General features: G+C 72.6%; 7 protein-coding genes. 6 read left to right on the forward strand and 1 reads right to left on the reverse strand.

The annotated features are described in order from the left end of the window. Positions 1–795, forward strand: a 795-nt coding sequence (locus tag GT030_RS00660; protein ID WP_161199311.1) for an aldehyde dehydrogenase family protein, incomplete at its 5' end; no start/stop codon positions are given. A 139-nt stretch (positions 796–934) separates the two neighbouring features. Here the strand turns inward: GT030_RS00660 and GT030_RS00665 are convergent. Next, complete coding sequence (locus GT030_RS00665) at positions 935–2179, reverse strand: NADH:flavin oxidoreductase/NADH oxidase family protein (RefSeq protein ID WP_161199312.1); 1245 nt, start codon at positions 2177–2179, stop codon at positions 935–937. 96 nt (positions 2180–2275) lie between these two features. Between GT030_RS00665 and GT030_RS00670 the strand changes: the two genes are divergently transcribed. The 5 genes from GT030_RS00670 to GT030_RS00690 all read left to right on the forward strand — a co-directional run. Next, positions 2276–2860, forward strand: coding sequence for a TetR/AcrR family transcriptional regulator (locus GT030_RS00670; protein WP_161199313.1), 585 nt, complete (start codon positions 2276–2278; stop codon positions 2858–2860). A 97-nt stretch (positions 2861–2957) separates the two neighbouring features. Further along, on the forward strand, positions 2958–3917 hold the full coding sequence (locus GT030_RS00675; RefSeq protein ID WP_161199314.1) for an NAD(P)H-quinone oxidoreductase: 960 nt from the start codon (positions 2958–2960) through the stop codon (positions 3915–3917). Between the two features lie 16 nt (positions 3918–3933). After that, positions 3934–5004 (forward strand): NAD-dependent epimerase/dehydratase family protein, encoded by a 1071-nt coding sequence (locus GT030_RS00680; RefSeq protein ID WP_161199315.1) that lies wholly within the window; start codon positions 3934–3936, stop codon positions 5002–5004. Positions 5005–5108: 104 nt separating this feature from the next. Further along, a complete protein-coding gene (locus tag GT030_RS00685) occupies positions 5109–5969 on the forward strand; it encodes an MBL fold metallo-hydrolase (protein WP_161199316.1) in 861 nt (286 codons plus the stop codon). 107 nt (positions 5970–6076) lie between these two features. Further along, on the forward strand, positions 6077–6266 hold a 190-nt coding region (locus tag GT030_RS00690), incomplete at its 3' end, for a DUF2243 domain-containing protein (protein ID WP_161199317.1).

Below are 6266 nucleotides of genomic sequence, written 5' to 3' on the forward strand. Positions count from 1 at the left end.
GAACTCGGCGGCAAGAACGCCATGCTGGTCCTGGACGACGCCGACATCGAGAAGGCCGCGGACGGCGCCGTCGCCGCCTGCTTCCCCTCGGCCGGGCAGCTCTGCGTCTCCATCGAGCGTCTGTACGTGGCGGATGCGGTGCACGACCGGTTCGTGGACGCCTTCGTCGCCCGCGCCGAGCGGCTCAAGGTCGGCGGCGCGTACGACTTCAGTTGCGACGTCGGCAGCCTCACCACGGCCGCCCAGCTCAAGACCGTCACCGAGCACGTCGAGGACGCCGTGGCCAAGGGGGCGAAGGTCCTCGCCGGCGGCAGGGCGCGCCCGGACCTGGGACCGCTGTTCTACGAGCCGACCATCCTCGCCGGTGTCACCCCGGACATGACGCTGTACGAGCACGAGACGTTCGGGCCCGTCGTGTCCGTCCACCCCTTCCGCGACGACAGCGAGGCCGTCGCGCGGGCCAACGCCACGCCGTACGGCCTCAATGCGAGCGTCTGGTCCCGCAGTGCTTCCCGGGGCCGCGCCGTGGCGGCCCGGCTGCACGCGGGCACGGTCAACGTCAACGAGGCGTTCGCCGCCGCGTGGGGCAGCGTCGACGCGCCGATGGGCGGCATGGGGGACTCCGGCCTCGGCCGGCGTCACGGTGCCGAGGGCATTCTCAAGTACACCGAGGCCCAGAACGTCGCCCACCAGCGCGTCCAGGGGTTCACCCCGCCGAAGAGCATCCCGCCCGAGGCCTGGGCGGCGCTGCTGACCGGCGCGCTGAAGGTGCTGAAGGCGGTCGGCTCCCGCTGAGACACCCGGACGCAGGCGGCGCGGCTTCCCGATGGAGCCGCGCCGCCTGCGTTGTGGGAGGTCCACGCCTGCGAGGTGGGGGCCGACCGAAGAGGCGCCCCAGGTACCCGAGTACCCGGGGCGCCTTGTCGACCCCGTGCTACGCGACGCCCCGCGTCGTGCCCAGCCAGTCGCGGTAGCGGCGCAGCGCCCGGCGCTGCTTGCGCCGCTCGGCGATGAGGGCGACCGCCGGGTGGGTGCCCGGCGTGGGCCTGCTGCCGCGCGCGATCCGGCGCATCTGGTGGCGGACCTGCGCCATGCTCGCGGCCGAGGCGAGCGCCTTGTCCGACCAGGTGACCGGCCTGAGCTGCCGCTCGGCCTCGCCGCCGGTGCGCCAGCGCTCCGGGAGATCCGGGGTGACGGCGAGGGCGGTGCCCATGCCGATGACCGCCACCCCGCTGTCGAGGACGCGCTCGGCGGTCTCGCGCCGGGTGATGCCACCGGTCAGCATCAGGGGCACCGGGCTGGACCCGACCAGGTCCTTCGCCAGGTCCAGGAAGTACGCCTCACGGGCCTGGGTGCGGGCGTCGGCGGCGCGGCCGGACATCGCCGGGCTCTCATAGCTGCCGCCGGACAGTTCGACCAGATCGACGCCGAGCGGCGCGAGCATCTCGATCACCTGGCGCGCGTCGTCGGCGTCGAAGCCGCCGCGCTGGAAGTCGGCGGAGTTGAGCTTGACGGCGACCGCGAAGGAGGGCGATACGGCGGCCCGTACGGCGCGGACCACGTCCAGCAGCATCCGGGCCCGGTTCTCCAGCGAGCCGCCCCACTGGTCGGTGCGCCTGTTGACCAGGGGGGAGAGGAACTGCGAGAGCAGATAACCGTGTGCCGCGTGCACCTCGACCCCGTCGAAGCCGGCCTGCTCGGCGCGCTGGGCGGTCACCGCGTACCGGGTGACCGTCTGCTCGATCTGCCGGGCGGTCATGGCGACCGGGCGGCCGAAGCGGCTGCTGTGCTTGCCCAGGTCGACGCCGACCGCGGAGGGACCCCATACGACGCCGGGCATGTCGGAGCCGATCTGGCGGCCTGGGTGGTTGATCTGCATCCAGATCGCCCCGCCCCCCGCCTTGCCGGCCTTCGCCCACGCGGTGAACGGCTCCAGTGGCGCGGCCTCGTCGAGGACGACACCGGCCGGGCCGGTCAGCGCCTCGGCGTGGACCATGACGTTGCCCGTGATGAGCAGTCCGGCACCGCCCTCGGCCCAGCGCCGGTACAGCCCGAACAGCTCGGCTCCGGGCAACTGGCCGTCGGCCGCCATGTTCTCCTCCATGGCCGCCTTGGCGATCCGGTTGCGCAATACCTGCCCGGAGCGCAGGGACAACGGCGAGAACAGTTCGCTGGTCATCCTGCTTTCCCCTCTCGATCTCCATCGCTTACAATGTGTGCAGCGTTCACATTAGGTCAGGAATGTAAGCGCCGTAAACTTGAGGGAGTGTGACCTATGCCGCAAGCGAGCAGCTCGTATCACCACGGCGATCTGCGCGCGGCCTGCCTGCGTGCCGCGCGGGAGCTGCTGGAGGAGGACGGCAGTGCCGGGCTGTCGCTTCGCGCGGTGGCGCGGCGGGCGGGCGTGTCGGCCACGGCCCCCTATCGCCACTACGCGGACCGCGACGCGCTGGTCTCCGCGGTGGCCGCCGAGGGGTACCGCGAGCTGGCCGAATACCTGGCGGCCGCCCACCCCGAGCCCCGGACCCCGGACGAGCTGGCGTCGGTGGCCGTCGCCTACGTGCGCTTCGCGCTGGACCGGCCCGCGATGTTCCGGGTGATGTTCGCCGAGCCGTGCGATCCGAACAGTGAGGAGCGGGTCGCGGCGACCGCCGCCATCTCCGAGTACGTCCGCGGCATCGTGCACGCGGTCTTCCCCGGCGTCGACCCGGACGCGTTGTCGACCACCGTGTGGGCACTCGTCCACGGCCTGGCCTTCCTGCACCTGGACGGCAAGCTCGACTCCTCGACGCCGGAGGTGGTGGACGCCCAGGTCCGCGCGGCGGTCCAGGCGCTGTTCAGCGTGTCGGCGGCCCGATAGGAACCGAGGTCATGTTGACAGTGCACACACTCGCCGCCTAATGTGTGTGCTGTAAACATGCGGGTGCGGAAGCCCGCGGTCCGATGAACGGAGCGTCATGAAGGCAGTGTCGATCAAGGAGCCCGGCGGTCCCGAGGTCCTGGAGTGGGTGGACGTCGAGGACCCGACGCCCGCCGCCGGTGAGGTCGTCGTCGACGTCGTCGCCAGCGCCCTCAACCGGGCGGACGTCATGCAGCGTTACGGCCTGTATCCCCTCCAGCCGGGCACCTCGCCGTACCCCGGTCTCGAGGTCTCGGGCCGTATCGGCGCCCTCGGGGAGGGTGTGACCGGCTGGGAGGTGGGCGACGAGGTCTGCGCGCTGCTCACGGGCGGCGGCTACGCGCAGAAGGTCGCCGTCCCCGCGGGCCAACTGCTCCCGGTTCCCAAGGGCATCGGCCTGGTCGAGGCGGCCGCTCTGCCCGAGGCAGTGGCGACGGTCTGGTCCAACATCGTCATGACCGCCCGCCTCAAGAAGGGCGAGACCTTCCTCGTGCACGGCGGGGCCGGCGGCGTCGGCACCTTCGCCATCCAGATCGCCAAGGCGCTGGGCGCGCGGGTCGTCACCACGGCCGGCGGCCTCGAGAAGGCCGCCCGCGCACGGGAGTTGGGCGCCGACGTCACGATCGACTACCGCACGGAGGACTTCACCGAGCACGGCCCGTACGACGTGATCCTGGACGTCGTCGGCGGCAGCTACCTCGAACGCAACGTGCGCTCCCTCGCCCCCGACGGACGCCTGGTGGTCATCGGTCTCCAGGACGGTCTGGAGGCCGGCCTCAACCTGGCCGAGCTGGTCTTCAAGCGCCTGTCCGTGCACGGGACGACCCTGCGCACACGGTCCAAGGAGCAGAAGGCCGAGATCATCGCCGAGGTGCGGGACGAGGTCTGGCCGATGATCGAGAGCGGCGCCGTGGGACTCGTCATCGACCAGCGCCTGCCCATGTCCCGGGCCGCCGAGGCACACCGGCTGATGGAGGCCGGCGGCCACGTCGGCAAGATCCTGCTGGTGAACGAGTAGCGCGGAGGAGCACACCATGGACACCCACGTCGATCTCGGTGCCCTGCCTGTCGACACGAGCGCGCCGGTCCTGGTCACCGGTGCCACGGGCTATGTCGCCGGCTGGATCGTGAAGGCCCTGCTCGACGCCGGGGTCACCGTGCACGCCGCCGTCCGCGATCCGGGCAACGCGAAGAAGGTCCAGCACCTCCAGGACGCCGCCGACGCCTCGCCCGGAAAGCTGCGCCTGTTCGCCTCCGACCTGCTGCGCGACGGCTCGTACACGGAGGCCGTGCGAGGATGCCGGATCGTCGTGCACACCGCCTCCCCGTTCGTCCGCTCCGTGCGGGACCCCCAGCGGGACCTCGTCGACCCGGCGGTGCGGGGCACGCGCAATGTGCTCCGTACCGCCGGTGAGGCGGGCGGGGTCGAGCGGGTGGTGCTGACCAGCTCGGTCGCGGCGATGATCGGGGACGCGGCGGACATCCTCACGTACCCCGGCCGGACCGTGACCGAGGAGAGCTGGAACACCACCTCCTCCCTGGCCCGCGAGCCCTACAGCTACTCGAAGACGCTGGCGGAGCGGGAGGCATGGCGGATCGCGCAGGAGCAGAGCCGCTGGCGCCTGGTCACCGTCAACCCAGGCCTGGTCATCGGCCCCGCCCTCAATTCCGCGCCGACCAGCGAGAGCTTCACCATCGCGCGGCAGATGGCGAGCGGCCGGATGCGCTTCGGCGCTCCGCGCGTCGCGCTGACCGTGGTCGACGTACGCGAGATCGCCTACGCCCACCTGGCCGCCGCGTTCCTCCCCGACGCGGAGGGCCGTCACCTCCTGGCGGCCGAGTCCACCGACATCGTCGACCTCGCCCGCCGCCTCCTCCCGGCCTACGGCTCGTATCCCCTGCCACGCCGCGACCTCCCCAAGCCCCTGGCGGTCGCCCTGGCCCCGGCGGCGGGCCTCGAACGGGGGTACCTGCGGCGCAACGTCGGCTACGACCTCCGCGTGGACACCACCAAGAGCCGCCGCGAACTGGGCGTGCGGTACCGGCCCGCGCAGGCGTCGATGGAGGAGATGTTCGCTCAGGTCGTCGGGGCCGGGGGCCGATAGCGCCGAGCGCCGTTTCACGCCGACCGGCCCGCCCGTTCGTGGTTCGACCGCGCCTGCCAGGTCACCCGGTCCCCAGGGGCCACCGGCGACCCGAGGAGGCGCACATGACCGCGACCCCGCAAGACACCCCCGTCACCTGCCACTTCATCGGCAACGCCACGCTCCTGATCCGCTACGGCGACGTCACCCTGCTGACCGACCCCAACTTCCTCCACCGCGGCCAGTACGCCTACCTCGGGCACGGCCTCGTCAGCCGCCGTCTGCTGGAGCCGACCCTCGGCGTCGCCGACCTGCCCGCCGGCATCGACGCGATCGTGCTGTCCCACCTGCACGGAGACCACTGGGACCGGGTCGCCCGGCGGGGCCTCGACTCGGCCCTCCCGGTGCTCACCACACCCCAGGCCGCCCGGAAACTCCGCCGCCTGCACGGCTTCCCGCACGCCACCGCGCTGGAGACCTGGCAGAGCCGTACGGTGACCGGCCGCGAGACCCAGGTGACCGTCACCTCCCTGCCGGGGCAGCACGCGGGCGGCCCGCTCCGGCCCCTGCTGCCGCAGGTCATGGGCAGCCTGCTCGAGTGCGGCCCGCTCGGCGGCCCGCCCGTGCTCCGCCTCTACCTCTCCGGCGACACGCTGCCCTTCCCGCCGATCGTCGCGGCCATCGCCCGCCGCTGTCCCGACCTCGACCTCGCCGTGCTCCACCTCGGCGGCACCACGCTCCCCGGCGGATTCCTCGTCACCATGACCGGAGCCCAGGGCGCCGGCCTCACCGAACGGCTGGACCCCGAGTGGGTGCTACCGGTGCACTACGAGGAGTACACCGTCATGAAGTCGCCGCTGAGCGACTTCCTCCAGGCCGTGCGGCAGCGCGGGCTCGGCGCACGGCTCGTACCGTGCGCACGCGGCGAGCGCGTCGCCCTGCGCCCCGGCGGGCGGCCCGTGGTCGAGGCGGCGTCCGTGCGGTGAGCGGAGCCGACCGGGCGGAAGCCGGCGGAGCGGGTGTCGACCGTGCTCGCGGTGGGAAGCCGTGTGCGGACGGACCGTAGCGCACGCTCACCGGACGGAGACAGCCGATGGCCACCACAGCGGGCACCGCACGGCCGCCCGGCACGGCACCCGCGAGCCTGCGGCTGCCCGGACTGCTGCTCGGCGTCGGCCTCGGCGGATTCGTCGACGGCATCCTGCTGCACCAGCTCCTCCAGTGGCACCACATGCTGACCAGCACCAACCACGACCGCATCGGCGTCAAGTACTACGACCCGC

Source organism: Streptomyces sp. SID1328 (genome assembly GCF_009865595.1).
GTDB classification, from domain to species: Bacteria; Actinomycetota; Actinomycetes; order Streptomycetales; family Streptomycetaceae; genus Streptomyces; species Streptomyces griseoluteus.

Coding starts and splice junctions, on each gene's coding strand:
- GT030_RS00675 (WP_161199314.1), top strand. CDS start 2,958: ATGAAGGCAGTGTCGATCAAGGAGCCCGGCGGTCCCGAGGTCCTGGAG.
- GT030_RS00670 (WP_161199313.1), top strand. CDS start 2,276: ATGCCGCAAGCGAGCAGCTCGTATCACCACGGCGATCTGCGCGCGGCC.
- GT030_RS00680 (WP_161199315.1), top strand. CDS start 3,934: ATGGACACCCACGTCGATCTCGGTGCCCTGCCTGTCGACACGAGCGCG.
- GT030_RS00685 (WP_161199316.1), top strand. CDS start 5,109: ATGACCGCGACCCCGCAAGACACCCCCGTCACCTGCCACTTCATCGGC.
- GT030_RS00665 (WP_161199312.1), bottom strand. CDS start 2,179: ATGACCAGCGAACTGTTCTCGCCGTTGTCCCTGCGCTCCGGGCAGGTA.